Source organism: Cystobacter fuscus DSM 2262 (assembly GCF_000335475.2).
Lineage (GTDB): Bacteria > Myxococcota > Myxococcia > Myxococcales > Myxococcaceae > Cystobacter > Cystobacter fuscus.
Genome location: NZ_ANAH02000074.1, coordinates 72227 through 93619, shown reverse-complemented (window position 1 = coordinate 93619; position 21393 = coordinate 72227). Strand labels below are relative to the sequence as shown.

Genomic DNA, 21393 nt, shown 5'->3' with positions numbered 1-21393 from the left:
CTGCTCTCAGCCTGTGCGGGCCTATGGGCCAGCCTCGCTACCGTGGCGCAAGCCCATCCTTTTTCAGATTCGCTGATCCAACCGCCCACGTTGTCGGCCCCCCAACGGGGTTCCCTGGTGGGCCAACTCTCGGGCGTTGCCTTCGAGGCGGCGGACCTCAGCCGGGGGGGCTACTCGCTGGAGTCGCCCTTCGCGGTGCCATCGGATCACGGCCCCCTGCTCGCGCCGGTCTTCCCCCAGTACTCCGTGGAGCAGGGCCTTTCCGAATGGGGAATGGGCTGGCATTCGAACCTCTTCCTGACGCGTTTCCGGCAGGTGGGCGCGTTGGATTACGCCACGGATGGACTGACCAGTCCTTGGGGTGAACTCGTCCAGGGATTGGATGGAAGTTGGTACCCGCGGGGCCTGTCCGCCCACGTACGGGTAGAGACGACCGCGGATGGCTTCGTGGCCTTCCTGCCCGATGGCAGCAAGCATACGTTTGGCGGCCCTTCCCGGGTGCAGACCCGTGCCGGAATCTATTCCTGGCCGCTCACCGAAGTGGTCACGGCGACGGGGAGGAAGACGCGGCTCACCTATGAGCAGAACGCCTCCGGACGGCCCTTCCTCAAGACCGTGTCCTTCGGAGGGGTGGGGAACACCGCGCGGTACCAACTGGACTTCATCTACGAATCCGTCCGGGTTCCGTTCTCCGACTGGCGCTCGTCGCGGGCGTTGGTGCTGGACCGGCGCGTCCAGTCCGTGAGGGTGTCCGCCTGGGAACCGGCATCCGCTTCCTTCCGCGAGCGATGGCATTACGTCCTCTCCTACGAGGAGGAGACATTCAGCCCGGCCTTCTACTTGAAAGAAATTGTCCGGGTGTTCGCCTCGGGTGAGTCCGAACCCCCCGTCCGTTACACGTACCACGTGGGGACCGCGAAGCTGACCTCCGCGGAGTTCAGGCCCGTGCCCCAATTCGACCCGGTGGTGAAGCGTCTGGGCTGGGACGTCCTCTATCCCACCCGCTCCGCGCCCCTCGACGTCGACGAGAACGGCCAGCTCGAACTCGAGCACAACAAGAGCAATCTCCTGGTGCTCCAGGGGCCTCAGGGCTTCTCCTTCCAGGAGTTGCCAGCCCCGAGTGGTCCCGTCCATAGGCCGTGCCGCTGGGAGCCCTACGAGGAGAACCCCGTACGCCAACTGGTGAAGTTGCGGCCCACGGATACGGAGTACAGCGTGCTGGATGTGCGCTATGGCGCACAGTCCTCCTCTCAGCTCACGGTGTGTGGCCGTGACGGTGTCGCCGTGCACACCCTGCAACTCCCCGGCTATTGGGAGCCAGGTCCGAACAACCGGCTGGTGGACCTGGATCGCGACCACCGCCCCGACTTCATCGAGATCTTCAGTGGGGGCTACCGGGTGCTCCCCAATCAAAGTGATGCCTCCGGGTATGCTTTTGGCTCGCCCATCACCCGTTTCCTGTCTCCAGCCTTCCCCGCGGATGCGTCGTGGTTGCACGACATGAATGGTGATGGCTTGTTGGACATCGTCTCGCGTTTCGACTCCGGTCTGGCGGTCTGGCCTGGAACGGGAGCGAAGTACGAGTTCAACCCCGAGGCGATCATCATTCCCTTCCTCGTCGATGGCGTGGTGTTGGGGAACCTCTCGAACTACCAGCTCCACTTCGTGGATGTGAACAAGGATGGCGCGGCGGATGCCCTGCTGGCCTTGGACGGCTTGGTGTTCGTCTTCATCAACGACGGGACCCGGCTGCAGTACATCCGTGTGCCCGCGATGTTCTACCCGCTCGGACTCATCGCCAGCTACCCCATGGTGGTGGACGTCGCGGGCAGTGGGAACACGGAAGTGGTCGTGGTGGAGGCCATCGAGGGCAGGACGATGTCGGTGGCGCTGAACGCAGCGGAAACAGGTCTGCTGTGGACGGCGGACGACGGCAAGGGCACCGTGTTGACCTTCGAGTACGCACGGGCCTCCGCGGAGCCGGGGGGGCGCCAGCGTGCGACGGTGCTCGAGCGGCTGGTGGTCTCTTCCTCGGGCCAGGATCCTGTCGCGTACTCGTATCAGTACTTTCATCTGCGGGTACATCCCGAGGGACTGCATCTGCTGGGGTTCGACAGCGTGGTGCGCCATGCGCCCTCGCTCGTCGAGCAGGTCCACTTCCTCAACGACGACACGAACGCGGGGCTCGTCGTGTCGTCCAGCGAATCGGACCCACGCACGCCGGGAGTCATCCGCTACGAGGAGCGCGGCTACGACCTGGCCACGTTCCAGGGGCGGCCCTGGCGGCGGTTGAAGGAGGCGCGCGCGGGGTATGCCCAGGCGCTGCAGAGTGGGACGCAGGTCGTGGAGGAGCGTACCGACTACGACTATCCCGCCTACGAGGAGACGGTGTGCCCGGAGCGCACGGTGCTCCATACCGCGAATGGCTCGCTCACCACGGAGCGCCGTCGCGCCGTGGTGCCGGGCCTGGTGAAGAATCTGCACTGTCTGGAGGACCGCATCATCCTTTCCGGCCAGCATGCGGACAGGTCGCTCAACTTCAGTCACGAGGCATGGCTGACGCGCAACGTGGTGGGCCTGGTGGAGCGGGTGCAAAGCCCGGGCGAGGAGGGGCTGCTCACCCTGCAAGAGGTGATGTACCGCTCGGACTACTCCGTGGAGCGCGTCTCGGTGCCTGGCCGGGGCCACACGCTCTTCACCCTGGAGCCGGACAGCACCCTGCTGCGCAAGGTGACGTCTCCGGACGGCTCGGTCCTGGAGGTGACCTCGCGAGAGCCGCTCACGGACGCCATCCGCTCCCTTTCCAGCCAGCATGGCACGCAGCTCTACACGCAGGCGTTCCGCTACGATGGGCAGGAACGTCTCCAGAAGAACTGGAACAGCCTGGGCCACGCAACGGAGGCGGACCCGGCGCTGTTGCTCGCCTATGAATTCGCCACGGACGTGAAGCCCGCGGTGGTGAATGTCACCACGCTCGTGGATGGCCTTTCAGGAGCCCGGCGCCGTTCGGTGGAGTGGAGCACGGCCTCGGGCGCGCAGGTCGCCAGTGCCCAGCTCATTCCCGAGGGGTGGGCGTTCGACGGAGTCACCACGTTCCATCCGGAGCAGCTCGAGACGCGCGAGCACAACCGGCCCACCGAGCCGGCGACCTCGGAGCTGGCGGCGTTCACCTACCAGAGTCTTCGCACGGGAATGCAGCCCGTGGCCATGCGGCGCTCCGCTGGTTTGGGCCATGAGATTGCCGCGTCTTCCAAGCTCCACGCGGACGTGGAGCGGCAGGTGGTGTCGAGCCTCGATGTGGAGTCTGGCCTTCTGCGGCGTGAGCGGGTCGAGAACGATGTCTATCGGACGCGCTTCTGGTTGAACGCCTCGGAGCAGGTGCTTCGCCGCGAGGAGCCGGATGGCACCCTGTACGGTTTTGAGCGCGATGCGCTCGGCCGGGTGCGGCGTGTATTCCTTCCGGATGGAAAGGCCCATCGGGTCACCTATGACGCGCATGGCCGGGTGAAGCAGGTGACCCGAGAAGGGCTCGCTACCCTCGTCCATGAGTACGAACCCGTCACGGGGTTGCTGCGAAGCCGGCGCTTCCTGTCCGCGCAGGGGGTGGCTCAGCGTTCGGAGTCGTGGACGTATGACGCCATCGGACGCAAGTCGGTGGAAGAGCACACGGACCTGCTCCAGGGGGCCGTCCAGCACTACCGCTTCTTCTATGACGGGGCGACACCGGACCAACCCGGACGGCGCACGTACCTGGGAGAGCTGTCGGCCGTCCAGGGCGAGGGCTATCTCAAGACCTTCGACTATCGCGCGGACGGCAAGCTCTCCCGGTACGTGTTGCGACTGGATGGCTGGCGTACGGTGGAGTCGGAGTTCACCTACGCGGACAATGGTGAGGCGCGGCAGACGACCACCTCGGTTTGGGACGCGACCGGAGGATTGCTGTCGGTCTCTAGCAAGGAGCATCGATGGGATGCCCACGGCCGGTTGTCGGAAGTGTGGCTCAATGGCTACCCATTGGCCACCTTCGCCTATGATTCCAACGGCCAAGCCAGTGCTGCGATCTTCTCTACGGGCGACCATGTCCTGCTGGGGTATGATCCGCTGACCCGCGGACGCCTGTCGATATCGCACTGGGCGGCGGGAGGATGGAGTTCCTCCAACGCCCTGCGCTTCAACGCGAGGGGATTCCCGGACCGGGAAGCCTTCGTCGTCGGCGGCAAGAACCTGCAGCGCCATTACGGTTACTCGGCGCAAGGGTTCCTGACTGATGCTCGCGATGCGGAGAACGTCTACTCCTATGCGTTCAATGGCCCGGGCCTGCCAACGAGCATCGAGGAACAGGGCGCGCGCCGCGACCTGACCTGGGACAGTGGCGCCCTCACCGCGGGCAACACGTTGTACACGTTCGATGCCCTCGGCCGCACCCTCAGGAAGGGCGACCTGTCCTTCAACTACGGCCCGCATGGTCATCTGGCGCTCGCTACTCGTGGGGGCAACACGTGGCGGTTCTTGTACGACGAGAACGGCCAGCGGTTACTGAAGTTCAGCGGAACGACTCCCGTGGTGGCGTATCTGGATCAGGGCTCTTATCTGGACGCGGGGGGGCTGACGGAGCCTTTCAATTTCTCCGGGCAGTTGGTGGGTCTCGTACGGGGCAGTTCCTTCCACCTGCTCGCCACGGATGCGCGCGGCACGATCATGGCTGACCTGGATGGCACTCCCCGATTGGCCTCTCCGTTTGGCAGCCGGACCTTCCGTCCAGACATCGCGGCGATCGTGGATTATGTCCAGAAGGGCTACGACGCGGATCTAGAACTCGTTCGCATGGGGGTGCGCGACTACGATCCGATGATCAACCGGTTCTTGACCCCGGATCCTCTGTTCCTGGCGGAGCCGGAGCGCTGCGTGGACAGTCCGGCGGAGTGCAACCTGTATGGATACGTGGGGGGCAATCCAGTGGCTTACGTGGATCCGACGGGCAAAATTGCCGAAAGCCCTTGGGACGGATTCAGTCTGGGCATGAACATCGCCAGCATCAAATCGTGGGATGAGAACACGAGCATGATCGCGAAGCTCGTCGATGTTGTCGGCTTCTTCGTCGATGGCGCGGCCCTGATAACGCCTGGTGTCCCAGGAGGCGCGGGAGCCGCGATCCAAGGCTATCGGGCCGCCGACAAGGTGGTGGATGCCATCAGGAACGCCGACAAGGCGGGAGCTGCCTTGCGAGCCGCCGACCGGGCGGAGTCCTCTGCGAAACTGGCGAGTAAGGCGGACGACGTGGGCGATGGTTTGGCGTCCGCACGCAAGGGGTGCGAGGGAGGCGGCTGTTCCATTCCTGGAAATTGCTTCGTCGCGGGGACGCAAGTCCTCACCCGACAAGGCTCCAAGGCAATCGAGCAGATAAAGCCAGGAGATCTCGTCTGGTCGCGCAGCGAGACGACGGGAGTGATGGACTGGAAGCCAGTGGTGCGTACCTTCTTCACGCCCGAGCAGCGGGTGTTGCAGGTGGAACTGACGGATGAGGTGTCAGGGCAGACGAGCGTCCTGGGCGTCACGGGGGAACACCCATTCTGGGTGAGGGACCTGGGCTGGGTGGGAGCTGCGATGCTCATGCCTGGACAGCAGGTGGCCAGTGCCCACGGCGGCTGGCTCAAGGTGGGGACCTCGACCTGGGCACAGGCGCGGGCCAATGTCTTCAACTTCGAGGTGGCGGAGTACCACACGTACTTCGCGGGTACCCTGAATGCCTGGGTCCACAACGAATGCACTCCCGGTAGTGCCTCGAGTCCTGGAGACAAAAATTCAATTCCTTGGTCCAGCAAAACGCTGAAGCGTGCTGATGCGGAGCTGAGTCAAGGGGCGAAGTCTGTGACTGTCAAAGGTCGTTCCGAAGCAGAAGAGCTTTTCCTCGGAAGATACCAGGGGGAGGGCTACCGGAACGTGACTGGAATGTCTCCGACGGAGTCAAAGAGATTCTTCGGCACGAAAGAGGGTTCGTATCACTGGGATGAGGGGGCGAAGTCCTTTCCTCATGGCCAGGATCACCTGCAAGTTCACGATTTTTCTGGCAATGTCATTCGGATCTACTTCTGATGAATATTGAATCGGCTTTTGACCTCTTGCGGCAAGGACGATCGCTTGCCGCGAGTCTGGCTCCTTCACTGCCCGGGAGGCTCGCGTGGGTGGGTGTGTATCCACTCGATCCGGCGAAGCCCAGCGCAGCCGCGTTTTTAAGTCGTCTGGGGCAATCACCGACCTACGATCAGCCCATCTTTCGAGTGCGCGTTATCGAGGTGAGCGAGTCCCTGGTGAGAGAGGAACGCTGGATCTGCGAAGACGACCTGCATTCGCGTGATGATGAAGTCGTGGTCGGCGAGAATGCGTTGATGAGCAAGCTTGCTCGTCTCGGTTTGTCTCGGGACGCTCTCGAATGGCCGTACAAGGTAGACTACCCGATTTGACGATTCGATTTGCGAGCGGCCCTCCGCGTGGGCGGTAGCCACATTCCGCCCAGCGAGCCGTCCTCTTGATGATGGGAATTGGGCCGTGGGGGACCAGCGCAATGGGCACTTCGCGGGTGGTGTGAGTGCCCGGGTCGAGCCCGTGAAATCCCGGGGGCACTTGCACCTGGGGCCGCCCACCGGCCCGCTCCGCACCGGGCCCTGGGAATCGGCACTTCCTCTTGGAGCCAGGATGCTCCCGGTGTGCCGTCTTCCCGAAGCAGGGGAAGCACTCCCACATGGAGAGGCGGTGTCCCTGAACCGCTCGGGACACCGCCTCTAACGGCTAGTTGCGGAAGCGCAGCAGCAACTCCGCCTGGAGGCCACCGTTACGGCCGCGAGACAGGCCGTAGTTGGAGTTGGATGCCGCGTACTGGTCGATGATGCTGGTGGTGCTGGTGTTGTTGAGCACGTTCACCACCATCGCGGTGATCTCGAACTTGTTCTTGATGTTGAACAGGCGGCCCACGTCGTAGCGGGCCTGGGCGTCGATGACGAACAGGTCGGGATTGCGCAGCTCGGAGATGGTCGAGGGGTCGTTGAAGTTCGCCAGGCCCCGGTTGACCGTGTAGCCCGTGCCGCGCGGCGAGCGGTACAGGTTGGTGGCGTTGGGGCTGGTGAGCGACTGGTACTGCCACAGCGGCGTGCCGGTCAGGTAGCGCATGCGCACGCCGAAATCGAGACCGAAGGAGGTCGCGTAGTTGATGGCGCCCTTGAGCGTGTGGCGGATGTCGTCCGGCGTCGGGCCCTCGAAGAGGTACTGGGTGCGCGGGTTGCTGCCGTAGCCGTCGAAGTAGCTGGCCACGGTGCCGTTGTTGAAGCCCAGGGTGTAGCTGGCCAGCAGATCCCACCCGCCCAGCTTGCCCTGCGCCCACAGGTCGACGCCCTTGTAGTCGCGCCACGCGCTGTCCGGGTTGTGGATGAGGAACACCTCCCCGGCCGTGCCGTTCACGTTGCCGATGACGCGCGTGCCAGTGGCGTCCCAGATCTGGTTGATCTCCTCGTCCACCCACATGTTGTTATAGCGGCGGTAGGTGAGGTCTGTGCCGAGCACGACGCCCTGACTCACCTCGCGGTGCAGACCCAGGCTCACCTCGTCCACGCTCGTCGGCGTGTGCGTGCTGGCGAAGGAGCGGCCGTTGGCACCACCGCTCCGGGTACAGACGTTGTTGGCCAGGGGCGTGCCGGGACCACAGTCCGGGAAGGCGCCAGCCGCCGGGTTGAAGGTGGCGGTGTAGCGCTGGATGTCCGGGTTGGCGCGCTGCGCGATGAAGACGTCGCCGACCTCGTTGGAGCGGCCGTAGTGCGCCTTGAGCAGGGTCTTGCGGTCATTGGTGAGGTCATACGTCGCCGACACGCGCGGGCCGATGCCCACCAGGTTGGTGACGAAGGCGCCATCGTCGCCGTAGAGTCGGCCCACGTCGGCGCGCAGACCGGCGATCAGCGTGAGCTGGCGGTTGACGGTCCAGCGGTCCTGCACGAAGGCGCCCAACTGGGCCACGGCGCCGCTGGTGGTGTTGCTGCCCAGCACATCATTGCTGCCGTAGAAGGCCGCGCGCGTGTTGCAATAACCGAAGGTGCTCGGGTCCTCCGGGTTGCAGATGCCGCCCTTGTCCGTGTAGCGGTAGTTGCCGGTGGTGCCCACGTTCAGCGTGCCCATCAGGTAGCCGAGCTGCACGCCGCCCTTCATCTGGTGCGCGCCCGCCTTGACGAGCACGGTGGGGTCGAACTGGAAGCGCCACTTGTCCTCGGTGGAGTAGTTGCCCGCGATGCTGCTGGACAGCGAGCCCGAGGAGCCCGTGGTGAAGAAGTTGTCGTTCTCGTCCGCGTGCGAGATGGCGTTCATGTCATCGTTCTGCGGACCCAGGTACGCGTGCTTGTAGGTGGCGCCCGTCTGCAACTGGAAGAGGACGTTGTCGCTGAAGCTGTGGTCGTAGTTGCCGATGAGGAAGTAGCCGCCGCGGTCGATGCGCGACTCGGCCTCGGGCGACGTCGTCGCGCTGCCGATGTTGTTGGTGATGGTGTTGTTGTCGACGTTGACGGCGAAGGACACGCGGTCACGGCTCGTGGGCTGCCAGGTGAGCTTGAGCCGGGCGAGCTTCGTCTGGGTGTCGCGGGGCCGGTTCTCCTGCTGGCCCTTGATGGTCAGGGGGATCTCTCGCATCGAGAAGTTCCACTGGCCGCTCGCGTAGAACCACAGCCGGTCCTTGACGATGGGACCGCCGAAGGCGAGCAGGGGCGCGTAGAACGTGGTCTCCGCCTGCCGGGTGGTGCTGTTGAGCAGGTTGCCGGTGTTCAGCGGCTGGTTGGAGGCGTACTGCGTCTTGGCGGCGCTCCAGGCGGGCTGCAGCACGAGCGTCGCGTCATAGGTCCAGTTGTTGGAGCCCGTCTTGGTGACGATGTTCTGCACCACGCCCAGCGCGTTGTACTGCGCGTCCAGGCCACCGGTGATGACCTCGAAGTTCTCCACCGCGTAGTAGTTCATCGTGGCGGTGATGGAGCCGTCGGACACGTCCGTGGTGTCCATGCCGTCCACGTAGAACTTGCCCCAGCGCGACAGGCCGCCACGCAGGCTCGGGGAGTTGCCCGGGCCCACGCCCGCCACGAGCTGGGCGATGGTCTGCACCTGGTTGTACACGGGCGTGGACGCGGCCTTCTCCGCCGTCACCACCGCGCCCGTCTCGGCCGAGTCCGGGTTGATGATGGGATTGACGCGCTCGGTGATTTCATAGGTGGCCACCGCCTGCGTCTCGGTGAACACCTCGAGCTTCACGTCCACCGGTGTCGTCTGGCCCAGCCGGACGGAGATGTTGGTGAGCTTGATGGGGGTGAAGCCCTCGACCTTGACCTCGAGGGTGTAGCCTTCGCCGGGGGGCACCAGGGGGAACTCGTAGCGGCCGTCCTCGCCGCTGCTGCGCTCCTGGGGCTGCTGGAGCGCGGGGCCGCTGAGGGTCAGGGGCACCTCGGACAGCGGGGTGCCGGTGGGGTCGTACACATAGCCGGAGAGCCGACCGTAGTTCTCGCCCGCGGCGAGCGCGGGCAGCGGCAGGACGGCGAGCGCCAGGAGCGCCAGCAATAGCGCCCGGCCGCGAAGCGGAAGGGAAGTCGTCATGGGGGCGAGCTCGGAAGAGGGGGTGGACGTCACGGGGCGGGAACAGCGGGAAGGACAGGTCCGAGGAAGAGCACACCCGTGTAGGTGACGGGCGTGGTCGCCATGTTGAAGGCGTCCTCGGGACAGGGCTCGGTGTAGCAGAGCGACTTGAAGGTGGTGTTGGCCGTCACCTCGCGCAGCCGCACCACGGGAGACCAGTTGGCCTCGCCAGGGCGGGCCTGGAACACGAGCCGGGCGTTGAGGTCGGTGGGCTTGGCGCTGCTCGAGCTGGGCTTGAGCCACAGGCCATCCATCGTCTTCACGTTGCCGTTGCCGTCCACGGGCACCGGGCCGCCGTCCAGGTAGGCGAGCAGCAGGGCGCGGTGCCAGCCATAGGTGAACTGGGTGAGGGGCGCGGTGTCATTGGGACGCGCGTAGGCGAACGTCGGGTCGATGATCGCGCGCACCGCGTAGCTCTCTCCTTCCGCCTCGCCGCCGCCGAACACGCCGTCCTTGAGGGACTGATCGTTCTTGATGGCATTGCAGGTGAAGCTGGACACCCCGGTCCATCCCTTCACGCGCACCAGGGGGATCGCGCTGGTCGACAGGGGCAGGGTGTCGAACACGGAGTACTGGATGTCCTCGGGGTACGTGTCCGTGCGCTGATCGAACGGCTTGCCGGTCGCGCAACCCTCGGGGAAGTCGTACGAGATGCCCGTCGCCGTGCTGGTCTTCACCAGCTGATCCTTGGGCGTGGTGAGCGCCAGGTTGTGGAAGCTGCGCTCCTCGCCGTTGAACCAGCCCTTGGAGTACTGGTAGCACTTCAGGGTGCTCGGCTTGCCTTCCTTGTCCAGGGGGCCACAACCCGCGGTGGGCTGGAACTTCGCATCGAGCCTCGTGCCATCGATGAAGCTCTGGTACGGATCGACCGGCTGCGAATCACCACACGACATGGCACCCAACGCCGTCAATAGCGTGAGCGCCCACTTCTGCTTCGTTCGCACGAGAGCCTCGGGGGAAATGGAGGGGGGGCTCACGGCACGAACGCCCGACTGCGCACGACACCGCGGCCGGGACGGTCATCTATCAACACTTCGTCCCAATTTCCAATAAGGGGGTGGCTTTTCACATGGAGTTCACCCCTTGACCCGGGGAGTAGGGAAGACAGCGCCTGGGACTGTGGTATTGAGAGGAAGAACCTCTCCGCTCCAGGCCCCATGTTCGAGCAGCAGACTGCTTCCACATCTTCCCACTTGGCCGGTCCTGCCCTGTTTTCCGTGGTTGTCCACGTAGGGCTGATTGCTGCGTTGGTGTTGATGGCCACGCCGAAGGCCAAACCGGAGGAGAAGAAGGAGGTGGAGCTGACGTTGTTGCGCCAGTTGCCGCCGCCTCCTCCGCCGCCCCCGGCGGGCGGTCCGCGCCCCGTGGTGCAGCAGCAGCGCAAGCCCACGCCCCGCAAGGAGGTGGTGCTGCGCAAGCCGGAGAAGATCGAGCCGATCAAGGAAGAGCCGAAGAAGCCCGAGCCGGAACCCGAGCCCGAGCCCGAGCCGGAACCCGAGCCCACGCCCGCGGCGGAGAATCCGGCGGGGGTCGCGGGAGGGGTGGAGGGCGGAGTGGCCGGGGGAGTGGTGGGGGGCACGGTCGGTGGGACGGTGGGCGGGCAGCTCGGCGGCACCCTGGGGGGCACGGGCGAGGTGGTGAAGCCCAAGAACGTGCCCCCGTTCGTGATCCAACGTGACGTGGTGCGGCAGACGCCGCCGCGGCTGTCCGAGGTCTTCAAGCAGTCGCACCGCGGCCAGGGCACGCTCACGGGCCTCTACCGCATCTGCGTGTCCACGGAGGGCAATGTCTACGAGGTCACCGCGGTGAAGTCCGTGCCCGGCGCGGACTCGGACATCATCTCCGGCATCCGCGACGGCTGGCAGTACAAGCCGCAGAAGGTGCCGGTGTGCTTCCTCTACAACATCCCCATCACCATCCAGTGACGCGGGGTGCCTGGCGTCCCTCTTAGCGTCCCTTGAGGTAGCGGCCGGACTGCTTGTCGACGAGCTCGAGGCTCACCTGGGCCTCGCGGCACTCGGGGTGCAGTTGCAGGGCCTGTTCGAAGCTCTCGCGGGCGCGATCGAAGAAGCGGGTGCTCAGGTACTGGTGGCCCCGGCACACCAACTCCATGGCCTGGTAGCGCGGCGTGGGCAGCAGCCGGGCCGCCCGCGAGAACATGCCGAGCGCCTTGCCGTAGTCCTGCGCCTCGAGGGCGAGCATCCCCAGCTTGTAGAGCTGCTGCGCCGCGGTGTCCGGCGGCGGTCGCGGCGAGGGCACGTAGACGGGCACGCCCCAGGCCGGGGTGGGCGCGGAGCCGGGGCGCACCGGAATCGAGGGCCGGAGCTTGCTCGGGGCCATCTTCTCGCTCCACTCGCGCCGCTTGTCCGGCTGGCTCAGCGTCTCGAAGGCCTTCTTGGCCACGAGGAACACCTCCAGCGCCTGGGCCTTCTCCTCCGGGGACTTGGCGCGCAGCCGGTCCGGGTGCGAGTGCGCGGCGATGCGCAGGAAGGCCTTGCGGATGGCGGGCAGGTCCTCGGTGCCCTGGAGCCCGAGCACCGTGAAGGGGTTGGGCGGGGGAGTTTGATCCGGGGGTGCGTCCTGGGACATGGCGGGGGCCCTCTCAGGGGGAGGCGGCGGTGGGGGGACGCAGCGTGGCCTGGGCCTTGCGGCCGGTGGCGGGCTCGCGCGCCGTCACCTGGAGGATACCGTCCGCGTCGATGGTGAAGTCCACCGCCACGCGCACCGCTCCGGCCGCCGCGGGCGTCAGCTCCGTGAGCCGCAGCTCGCCCAGGTAGCGGTTGCCCTCCACCAGGGGGGACTCGCCCTGGTACACCTCCAGGTCCACGTGCGTCTGTTGATCGAAGGTGGTGGTGAACACCTTCGTCTCGCGCGTGGGGATGGTGGTGTTGCGGGGGATGAGGACGCTGAAGCGGCCGCCCTCGGTGCGGATGCCCAGGCTGCGCGAGAGCACGTCCAGCAGCAGCACCTGGGGCGCCGCGGGCGAGTCCCCGGCGACGATGTCCGCCTCGAGCGCGGCGCCGAGCGCCACGGCCTCGTCGGGGTTGACGGAGCGCTCGCCGGGACGGCCCAGGTAGCGCTCGGCGCGCGCGCGCACCGCGGGCATGCGCGTCATGCCGCCCACGAGCACCACGCGGTGGATGTCCGCGAGCGCCAGCCCCGCGTCGCGCATGGCCTGCTCGCACGGGCCGCGCAGCCGCTCCAGCTCGCGCTGGGACAGGTTCTCCAGGAGCGTGCGCGAGAAGGAGGGCAGGGACAGGTGCAGGGGCTCGCCACCGCTGGTGGTGGTGAGGTAGGGCAGATCCAACGCCGTCTGCTCGCGCTCGGAGAGGACGCGCTTGGTGGACTCGGCGGCCTCCTTGAGGCGCCAGAGTGCCTCGGGGTGGGTGCCCAGATCCTGGCCGGTCTGCTTGAGGAAGATGCGGCGCAGCGCGTCCACGAGCAGCTCGTCGATGTTGTCGCCGCCCAACTGGTTGTCGCCGCAGGTGGCGAGCACCTGCACCACCTCGCCCTCCACGTGCAGCAGCGAGATGTCGAAGGTGCCTCCGCCCAGGTCGAACACGGCGATGTTCTCCGCGCGCGACTCGTCCATGCGGCAGGCGAGCATGGCGGCGGTGGGCTCGTTGAGCAGCCGGTGCACGGTGAGTCCGGCGCGCTCGCCCGCGAGCTTCGTCTCCTGGCGCTGCACCTCGTCGAAGTAGGCGGGCACGGTGATGACGGCGCCGTCCACGGGCTGGCCGAGGTTGTTCTCGGCGCTGTCCTTGAGGTAGCGCAGCACGTGGGAGAGCACCTCGGAGGGGCTCTTGAGCTGGCCATGCACGCGCACCGCGGCGTTGCCGGCGGGGTCGGCGGCCACCTCGTAGGGCAGCAGCTTGCGCATGGCCTGCACGGCGGGGTCCGCGAAGCGCCGGCCCACGAGGCGCTTGGCGCCGAAGATGGTGTCGCGCGGGTGGAGCGCGGTCTGGCGGCGCGCGGCACTGCCCACCGTCACCCGGCCCGAGGCGTCGAAGGCGACGACGGAGGGCGTGGTGCGCTCGCCCTCGCGGTTGAGCAGGACGCGGGCCTGCCCCGTGGCGGGATCCACCCGGGCCATGCAACTGTTGGTCGTGCCCAGATCGATTCCGAGAACGATTCCCATCGGCGCCCCTCGTCCGCCGGGCCGCTCTTTCAGGCCGATGCCAGCAGCCCGACCTCGGTGAAGAGCAACGCCACCCGGCGCAGGGCCACTTCATCCTCCGGACGCTTGAGTTCCGCAAGCGCGCCGGAGAGGGTATGGCCCGGCTTGTTCAGCAGCGAGGCGGCGCGCAGCTCGGAGGCCGACAGGCTCAGGTCGTTGGCCGTCACGGGGGCGTCCAGGTTGCGGTAGAGCGGCTTGTGGCGCAGCGGCTCCTGCTCGCGCACCAGGCGCTCCAGGGGGTAGTGCATGCGCAGGCCCTCGTTGAGCAGGGCGAGGCCCCCCAGCCGCTCCTCGGAGCCATCGTTGATGGGCGTGTCGTGCTCGAAGAAGGCGTAGCGGCCGCGCGCCCAGGTGAGCAGGCCGAGCGCCACGGAGCGGCGGTGCTCGAGCGTCCACTCGGCGAGCTCCGCGGGCGACAGGGCGCGCGAGGACAGCAGCGCCTCCAGGAGCCGGCCGGAGAAGGGGCGCGTGCCCTCCACCGCGCGCTGCCACTGCTCGGTGGACAGCTTGCCCTTGCTCAGCAGGAAGGGGCCGAAGCGGTCCGCGGCGAGGCTCGAGCGCACGGCGATGATCTGCCCCGCCTTGAGGAACAGCTCCTTGTGGACGCGGTTGTCCTCGAAGTGCAGCCGGCCGGTGACGCGCGCGAGCATCAGCCGCGCCATGACGCGCAGGGGCGAGGCGAGGGTGAGGTTGCCGGCGTAGCGGGGGCGGGGAGCGGTGGCGCGCCGGGCGGCGAGGCGCTCGCGGGCGGCGTCCGCCGAGGCGCTCAGGCGCGGGAAGGCGGAGGGGGACAGGAAGGGGCCGCCGGACTGGGACACCTGCACGTCGGGCGAGAGCTTGCCGGAGGCGAAGAGCAGCTGCACGTCCTCCTCGCCCAGCTTCATGAGATAGAGCCCGCCGCCCGGCTCGCGCACGGTGTACGTGGGGCTGGTGGCCGTGGGGGGAGCCTCCTGGGCGAGCAGGTCCGGGGGGATGGGCGGCTGCACGGGGGGCGCGCGCACCTCGGGCTCGTAGCAGGTGGCCATGAGCGCGGCGAGGTCGCGCTGGGACACGCGCAGCCCGGCGGACAGGAGGAACTCATCCAGCGCGTCGAGCACGTCGGCGGCCGTCTGGTAGCGCTCGTCCGGGTTGGCCAGCACGCTGCGGTTGACCACGTTGCACAGCGGCGCGGGCAGGAAGGGGGCCGCGTCCTGCAGGCGCAGGGGCCGGGCGCGCAGCGCCACCGTCTGCTTGAGCACGTCCATCACCGTGCCCTGCTTGAAGGCATGGCGCCGCGCGAGCATCTCGTAGAGGGTGATGCCGAGCGCGAAGATGTCTCCGCGCCCGTCGGCCTTCTTGCGCGCGAGCTGCTCGGGCGGGATGTAGCCCGGCTTGCCGCGCACGTTGTTGGTGCTGCCCGAGTTGCCCACCAGCGCCACGCCGAAGTCGAGCAGCTTCACCTCTCCCTCGAAGGAGATGATGATGTTGGTGGGGTTGACGTCGCGGTGCACCAGCTGCAGGGGCTCGCCCGCGGCCGAGCGCGCGCGGTGCGCGTAGTCCAGGCCCTTGAGCACCTCCATGGCGATGTAGCAGGCGATGTGCACGGGGATGCCCTGGCCGCGCGCCGCCATGCGCCGCATCAGGTCGTGCAGGTCGCGGCCATGGATGAACTCCATGGCGATGAAGTACTCGCCGCGCTGCTCCCCGAAGTCGAAGATCTGCGCGATGTTCATGTGCTGCAGGAGCGCCGACAGCCGCGCCTCCTCGATGAACATCTTCACCGCGGACTCCTGGAGGATGGCCTCGGGGAGCACGCGCTTGACGACCACGGGCTTGGCGAAGCCCCCGACCCCGAGCGCCACGCCGCGGTAGATGTCCGCCATGCCCCCGCGCCCCAGGTGGCTGAGCAGGACATAGCGGCCGAAGCGCGCCGGCAGGGTGGGGTGGCCAGACGGGTTGCTCATTTCCTACCGGTGGAGCCGGGCTCGTCCTGCTCGGCGAGCACGTCGTTGAACATGTCCTCGCTGATGACGAGCGTGCCAGGACGCTCCATCAGGGGAACCGTGGGCGTGATGGTGGAGGGCGTGCGGGTCGCGCTGGGCACGCGCGCGCTGGCCCTGGGCATGACGGGTGGCGGGGGAGGCGGCATCCCCGGAACCAGCGGCGACATGGATGGCACCGGCGGTGGCAGGGACGGCGGGCCCACCGTGAACTCGTCGAGCGGCCCGAAGCGGATCTCCCGGCTGGTGGCCCTGCGCTCGGGCTTGGGCGGAGGCGGGGGCGGCGCGGGCATGGCCTCCTCCACGTCCTCGGTGCCGAGCGACTCCAGCAGGTGCTGGGCCAGCTGCATCGTGGAGTTGCCGAACAGCTGCTCCGTGGGTGTCGGGGCGGAGCGCGGCCTCGCGCTGGGCTCCGGCACGGCCGGCGGGCGCTCGGCGAGAGGCGGAGCGGCGGGGGGCGCGGGCGGAGCCGGAGTGAGCAGGGACACCATCTTGCGCAGGTCCGCGAGCGTCTGCTCCTTGGCCAGCAGCGTCTCGTCCCGGGCGGAGACGTCCCGCTCGAGCTCGGTCACGCGCTGGGCGAGCCGCTCCTTCTCGGCGCGCAGCCGGGCCAGGTCCTCGTTGCCGGCGCGAGGCCGCTCGGCGGCCGATTCCGCGCCCTCCAGCCGCTGGCGCAGGGAGAGCAGCTCGCGCAGCCACATCCGCTTCTCCTCGCGCAGGATGGCCTCGTGCTCGTGCCGGTCCACGGACTGCTGCTCGAGGCCGCGCTCCAGGTGCTCTCCCACGGAGCCGAGCGCCGCGCGCAGCTCCTGGAGTCCCTGGTGGGCGCGCTCCAGCCGCTGCACGCACTGGCCCTGCTCCTCGATGCGCTCGAGCAGCCTGGGCATCACGGGAGGCGGCGTGTCGCGAGCGCTCCGGCGCAGCTCGTCGCGCTGGGTCTCCAGCCGGTGGAGCTCCTGCGACGCCTGCCGCAGCGCGGCGGCGAGCTGCTCGGCGATGTGCTCGACCTGAGGGCCCAGGTCGGCGCAGCCCCGACGCGCCGTCTGGAGATCCGCCGGGAGGCCCTTGAGTGGCTCCCTGCTGGTTGCGTTCCTCATCACGCTGCGTTCACTCCCTCCACGAGAAGCGGTGCGCCATGAGAGCCCGCGCCCGCGGGATGATACCGCACCCTTCCGCACGGGATTCCAGCGGACGTGGCTCGCCCGCTCTCCGACCAGCCGGGCGGTGTTCACTTGCCGCGGGAGGACGGGGGCTGGGAGGTGGACGGGGGGCCGCGCGAGGCGGAGGGCACATCCGGCCGCAGGCGCAGGGGAGGCAGGGACTCGAAGTTCTCCAGGGCGAGCTGTCCGAGACTCGCGTTCGCCTCGGGCAGCCGCTCGATGTCCTCGGCGTACCAGGGCGTGTCGAGGATGGCGGGCGGTGGAGGAGGCGGCGCAAGGGGCGCGGCGGCGGGGGCCTGGGCGGGCGGCTTGTCCTGGGGCTCGAGCCCCTCGGTGTCGATGTCGGACTGGGACAACTCCACCGTGAAGGTGGGGACGGGCTGGGCGTCGGCGCGCCGGGGACCGGGCACCTCCACCATGGGGCGGCGACGGGGGCGGGAGGCCCCTTCCTCCACGGCGGCGGAGGGCGCGGGCGTGCGCGGCACGTCCAGGGGACGCACAATCACCTGGAGCGCGGCCCCGCACCCCGCGCAGCGGATGACCTGGGTGCCCGACGGCGTGTGCGGTACCAGTGTCCCACAACGGGGACATTGGGGCGGCCGGGGAGTGGGAAGGGTGGATGATGCCTCTGCGGTCATGCTCGTCGGTTTTCGAGGACCACCTTCGTGGCATCCACGCGTGCTGCTCTCCCTAGGCGTTACACCCGCCCCCCCTCTCTTGGCAAGCGGACCCTGGGGGTGGGGATGGGTCGTGGCCCCTCGCTCGGACTGCCGCCCCACCGTCGTCGGCATGCCCACGAGCGAGCATTCCGCGCCGGGAGCATCACCAAATTCCTTTTGGTCCCGGTGACCAGCAAGTAGAGACTTTCCTGCTTGCCAGTTCCCCCTGTCTTGGACGCCGAGGTTGATTCATGCCGCCCTATTCGCAACTGCTGGCGCAGATCCCCATGTTCGAGCAGCTCTCGGAGGAGGAGCTGGGGCATCTGTCGGGGCTGATGCAGCAGCGGCGCTACGCCAAGGGCGAGGTCATCTTCCACAAGGGGGACGTGGGGACGGCCTTGTTCATCGTCCGCCGGGGCGAGGTGGCCATCCGGTTGAGTTCCTCGGAGGGCCGGGAGGTCATCCTGTCGATGCTGCACCGGGGCGATTCCTTCGGGGAGCTGGCGCTGCTGGATGGAGAGCCGCGCTCGACGGACGCGGTGGCGCGCGAGGAGACGCACCTGTTGAGCCTGCACCAGGAGGACTTCCGGCGCTTCCTCGCGGATCGGCCCCTGGTGGCCATGCGCCTGCTGGCGGTGCTCAGCCGCATGGTGCGGCGCGTCACCCAATTGGTGCATGACGCCGCCTTCCTGGAAGGGCGCGCGCGGCTGGTGCGGGTGTTGCTGGAGCTGGCGCGCACCCAGGGGCAGCCGGGCCCCGGGGGGGGCATCGTGCTGCCCAAGCGCACCCAGGTGGAGCTGGCCAATCAGTGTGGGGTGACGCGCGAGAGCGTCAACAAGTGGCTGCGCCACTACGTGCAGGACGGCTTGCTCACCCTCGACGGGGGGCAGATCACCCTGTTGGATGTCGAGCGCCTGCGTCGGGACGTGGAGTAGGACCTGCGTGGGACCGCGCCCTGCTGGCGCGGCCCCCTCCCCGCCCCCTGGGCGCGTCGACGTCGGCCGTTTTCCCCCCCTCCAACGGCCTCGGCGTTCCGGACTCCCGCGCGATGCCACCCTGGAGGCGTGGCCTTCGCGCGCCCGCGCCCGGGCGGACTGCCCTGGGCACGGCGTTCGGGACCGACGGAACGCGAGTTCCCGAGCCCATCCTCCGTTCTAGCGCGGATGGAGGCGGATGGCTGTGAACGGCTTCACGGCTCGGGTGTGAAGCCGTTCACAGACAAGCGCGGCCGTTCGTGCATCCCCCGGCCCCGGGAGCCTCGAGGGCGTGGCTCAGAAGGTCGCGCCGAGGTTGAGGGTGCCCGTGTAGGTGCCGCCGTTGCTGAAGGCCTCGTTCACCGGGGTGCCCGGGGTGGTGGAGGGCACGGCGGTGGCGAACTGCTGATCGAGCAGGACGTTGTAGTTCACGCGCGCATCCGCGGTGAAGTCGCCGATGTGCAGGCGCAGTCCGCCGCCGAGCGGCACGTTGCCCACGGTGTCGTCCTGGAAGCCGGAGGCCTCGGCGCGGACGTTGTAGCGGCTGAGGCCGACGCCCGCGAGCACGTAGGGCTGCAGGGGCGCGGCGGTGAGGCCGAGGGTGGCCACCGCCTGGGCGCCGTTGCGCATCACGTCCGGGCCGCGCGTCGTGCCGGACGTGGCCACCGTGCCACGGTTGAAGTTGTTCGCCGCGCCCGAGTAGCCGAGCTCCACGCCCAGCACCTTGGACGGACGGAGCATGAGCGTGGCGCCGTAGGCGGCGCCCGGGCGGATGTTCGAGCCGAGTGAGCTGGTGTAGCCCTCCACGCCTCCGCCGACGAGCACGGACACGCCCCGCATGTCCGCGCCGGACTCCCGGCGGACCTCGTCGCGTGCCAGGGCCGTGCCCGCGCCCAGGGTCAGCACCGCCACGCCCGCCACCACTCCCACAGTTGCCTTCTTCATGTGTTCCTCCCCCATTTGAGCTGGCAGGAAGCTGGAGGGTGTCCTCGCCGGGCGCCACCGGGCAGGCGGGGAAGCGGGCCCCCGGGCGCTCCTGTCTTGTCCCCCCCACCTGTTCGCTTCCCTGCTCTGGACGGGGCTGGCATCTTCCCGCCGCACTTCTTCGCATTCCGAGGTTCACGCGTGCCGGAGAGAGACTGGGAGCGTCTGGGAGAGCTGGCTGGAGGCCTGAAGGCCAGCGCGGTCGGGGTGGGCCCCGAGGGCCTCGGGTGGGTGGGGGGGGTGGAGGAGCCCGCGGAGGGAGGCCTGTTGGAGCGGATGAAGGCCCGGCGCGCCCGGCTGCTGCGCGTGGCGGCGGGCAACCCGACGAGCGTCTGGGAGGGGGCGGGCTGGGTGCAGGCCCTGGATTGCTCCGGCCCGGTGGGCGCCGCCATCGTCGGCACGCTGCGCGCCTCGGGCACGGGCTCGGACTACCACCTGCTGGTGTCGGTGGATGGGGGCCGCGAGTGGCGGGCGCGAGGGCCCGTGGGCGCGCCGACGCTCTCGCAGGTGCTGGCCGTCAGCGAGCGGGAGCTCTGGGTGCTGGGCGCCGGGTTCCTCGGGCACACCGCGGATGGGGGCGCCACGTGGAAGGAGGTCCGCCTGGCTGGAGAGCGGGACCCGCGCACCGAGCGGTTGCGGCGCGTGGAGGGGGGCGTGGCGCTCCTGGGGCAGGGCCTGTCGCTCTCGCTGGACGGAGGCCAGACGTGGAGTCCCCGGGAGGTGGGGGCCGCGCGCGTGGTGGACGTGGACGGGGCCTTCGTCGCCGCGCTCGTGGACGGCCAGACGCGGGTGGGCGAGCGTCAGGACACCGGGGTGCGCTGGGGCGAGCCGTTGCCCGCGGGCCGCGAGCCGGTGCGGCTGGTGGCCACCGAGGGCGTGCTGCGGGTGCTCACCCGCGGCGTGGAGCCGGCCCGGGGCATCGAGCCCGCGCTGCACGTGAGCGAGGATGGGGGAAGCACCTGGTCCCATCACCCGCTGCCGCTCGGGCCCCGGGTGGATATCTCCGGCCGGGAGTGGGCGCTGGGCGTGGACGCGGGCGGCGTCCTCCTGGGCCGCCTCGCGTGAGCGCCTCGTCGCGCGGGGGTTGAGCGCTAGAGCGGCACCTGCTCCCGCCCCGGGTGGGTGATGTAGCCGGTGCCCGCCGCCACCAGCTTCGCCATCAGTCGATCCATGCCGTTGGAGCGGCTGAAGGCCATCTCGTTCTTCGTCACGCCCACCAGCGTGAGCAACTGCACGCGGCCCGACTCCAGCTGGAAGTGCGCGGGGCGCGAGGGATCCGTCACGAAGACGAAGCCGTTGAGCTTGGACTCGCCGCCCGTGAGCGTGCCCTCCACCGGGTAGCGGTGCCCCACGGCGAACAGCCGCGCGCACACCAGGTTGTAGGCCATCATGTCCATGAGCCGCAGCACCGGCCAGCGCTCCTCCTCGGGCGTGTGGATGACCATCTCGTAGCCCAGCCCACTTATCGCCCCCTCCTGCACCTCTTCTCCGGGGGACAGGGTGAAGGGGTTGGACAGGCCGCTCGTCACGTACGTCCAGTAGGGGTACTCGGGCGTGGGGGGCGCGACCCGCACTCCCATGGGGCCCCAGTTGGGATCGAGTTCCTTCGCCGCGGAGGGCTCGCCACTGTCCATCCACGCTTCCAGCGCACCCGTCACATCCAGCGTGTAGACCTCCTCGCTGATATTGCCGAAGAGCTTGGGGTACTCCACCTCGTCCCGGTCCGCCCAGCAGTCCTCATACCACTGCACGAAGGCTTCATCCGTCTCAGGCGCTTTCATAGCGGAGCGACTCTAGAGCGGGTTGCCC

The 21393-nt window shown here is 68.4% G+C and carries 14 protein-coding genes; 5 read left to right on the top strand and 9 right to left on the bottom strand.

Going from position 1 to position 21393, the window contains the following annotated elements; genetic code table 11:
• Positions 1-117: 117 nt before the first annotated feature.
• Complete coding sequence (locus tag D187_RS48410; protein WP_051256862.1) at positions 118-6093, top strand: polymorphic toxin-type HINT domain-containing protein; 5976 nt, start codon at positions 118-120, stop codon at positions 6091-6093.
• The gene (locus D187_RS56220; RefSeq protein WP_155894090.1) at positions 6093-6461 is read left to right on the top strand and encodes a hypothetical protein; all 369 of its coding nucleotides are present in this window, start codon (positions 6093-6095) and stop codon (positions 6459-6461) included. Before D187_RS48410 ends, D187_RS56220 begins: the two co-directional genes overlap by 1 nt.
• Before the next feature lie 325 nt (positions 6462-6786).
• Here the strand turns inward: D187_RS56220 and D187_RS48405 are convergent, their stop codons facing one another.
• Both D187_RS48405 and D187_RS48400 read right to left on the bottom strand, forming a co-directional pair.
• Positions 6787-9612 carry a TonB-dependent receptor gene (locus D187_RS48405; protein ID WP_002623816.1) on the bottom strand — a complete coding sequence of 942 codons (2826 nt, stop codon included), beginning with the start codon at positions 9610-9612 and terminating at the stop codon, positions 6787-6789.
• 29 nt (positions 9613-9641) lie between these two features.
• A complete protein-coding gene (locus D187_RS48400) occupies positions 9642-10595 on the bottom strand; it encodes a hypothetical protein (protein ID WP_002623815.1) in 954 nt (317 codons plus the stop codon).
• A 312-nt stretch (positions 10596-10907) separates the two neighbouring features.
• Here D187_RS48400 and D187_RS48395 point away from each other — a divergent pair, with 312 nt between their 5' ends.
• A complete protein-coding gene (locus D187_RS48395) occupies positions 10908-11576 on the top strand; it encodes a PaxA (RefSeq protein WP_155894089.1) in 669 nt (222 codons plus the stop codon).
• A 22-nt stretch (positions 11577-11598) separates the two neighbouring features.
• Here D187_RS48395 and D187_RS48390 read toward each other — a convergent pair whose 3' ends face one another.
• The 5 genes from D187_RS48390 to D187_RS48370 all read right to left on the bottom strand — a co-directional run bounded on the left by D187_RS48390 (position 11599) and on the right by D187_RS48370 (position 17473).
• Positions 11599-12240, bottom strand: a complete 642-nt coding sequence (locus tag D187_RS48390; protein WP_002623813.1) for a J domain-containing protein — start codon at positions 12238-12240, stop codon at positions 11599-11601.
• A gap of 13 nt (positions 12241-12253) precedes the next feature.
• Positions 12254-13789, bottom strand: coding sequence for an Hsp70 family protein (locus D187_RS48385; protein WP_002623812.1), 1536 nt, complete (start codon positions 13787-13789; stop codon positions 12254-12256).
• A gap of 29 nt (positions 13790-13818) precedes the next feature.
• Positions 13819-15771, bottom strand: a complete 1953-nt coding sequence (locus D187_RS51510) for a serine/threonine protein kinase (RefSeq protein ID WP_002623811.1) — start codon at positions 15769-15771, stop codon at positions 13819-13821.
• Positions 15768-16907 (bottom strand): hypothetical protein, encoded by a 1140-nt coding sequence (locus tag D187_RS48375; RefSeq protein WP_155894088.1) that lies wholly within the window; start codon positions 16905-16907, stop codon positions 15768-15770. Before D187_RS48375 ends, D187_RS51510 begins: the two co-directional genes overlap by 4 nt.
• A 128-nt stretch (positions 16908-17035) precedes the next feature.
• Positions 17036-17473, bottom strand: a complete 438-nt coding sequence (locus tag D187_RS48370) for a hypothetical protein (RefSeq protein ID WP_155894087.1) — start codon at positions 17471-17473, stop codon at positions 17036-17038.
• 404 nt (positions 17474-17877) lie between these two features.
• Here D187_RS48370 and D187_RS48365 point away from each other — a divergent pair, with 404 nt between their 5' ends.
• Positions 17878-18561, top strand: coding sequence for a Crp/Fnr family transcriptional regulator (locus tag D187_RS48365; RefSeq protein WP_002623808.1), 684 nt, complete (start codon positions 17878-17880; stop codon positions 18559-18561).
• Positions 18562-18897: 336 nt separating this feature from the next.
• Here the strand turns inward: D187_RS48365 and D187_RS48360 are convergent, their stop codons facing one another.
• The gene (locus D187_RS48360) at positions 18898-19545 is read right to left on the bottom strand and encodes an outer membrane beta-barrel protein (protein WP_043435803.1); all 648 of its coding nucleotides are present in this window, start codon (positions 19543-19545) and stop codon (positions 18898-18900) included.
• A gap of 180 nt (positions 19546-19725) precedes the next feature.
• Here D187_RS48360 and D187_RS48355 point away from each other — a divergent pair, with 180 nt between their 5' ends.
• Entirely contained in the window at positions 19726-20649 is a 924-nt protein-coding gene (locus D187_RS48355; RefSeq protein WP_002623806.1) for a WD40/YVTN/BNR-like repeat-containing protein, read from the top strand.
• Between the two features lie 26 nt (positions 20650-20675).
• Here the strand turns inward: D187_RS48355 and D187_RS48350 are convergent, their stop codons facing one another.
• Positions 20676-21365, bottom strand: a complete 690-nt coding sequence (locus D187_RS48350; protein ID WP_002623805.1) for a suppressor of fused domain protein — start codon at positions 21363-21365, stop codon at positions 20676-20678.
• Positions 21366-21393: the final 28 nt, after the last annotated feature.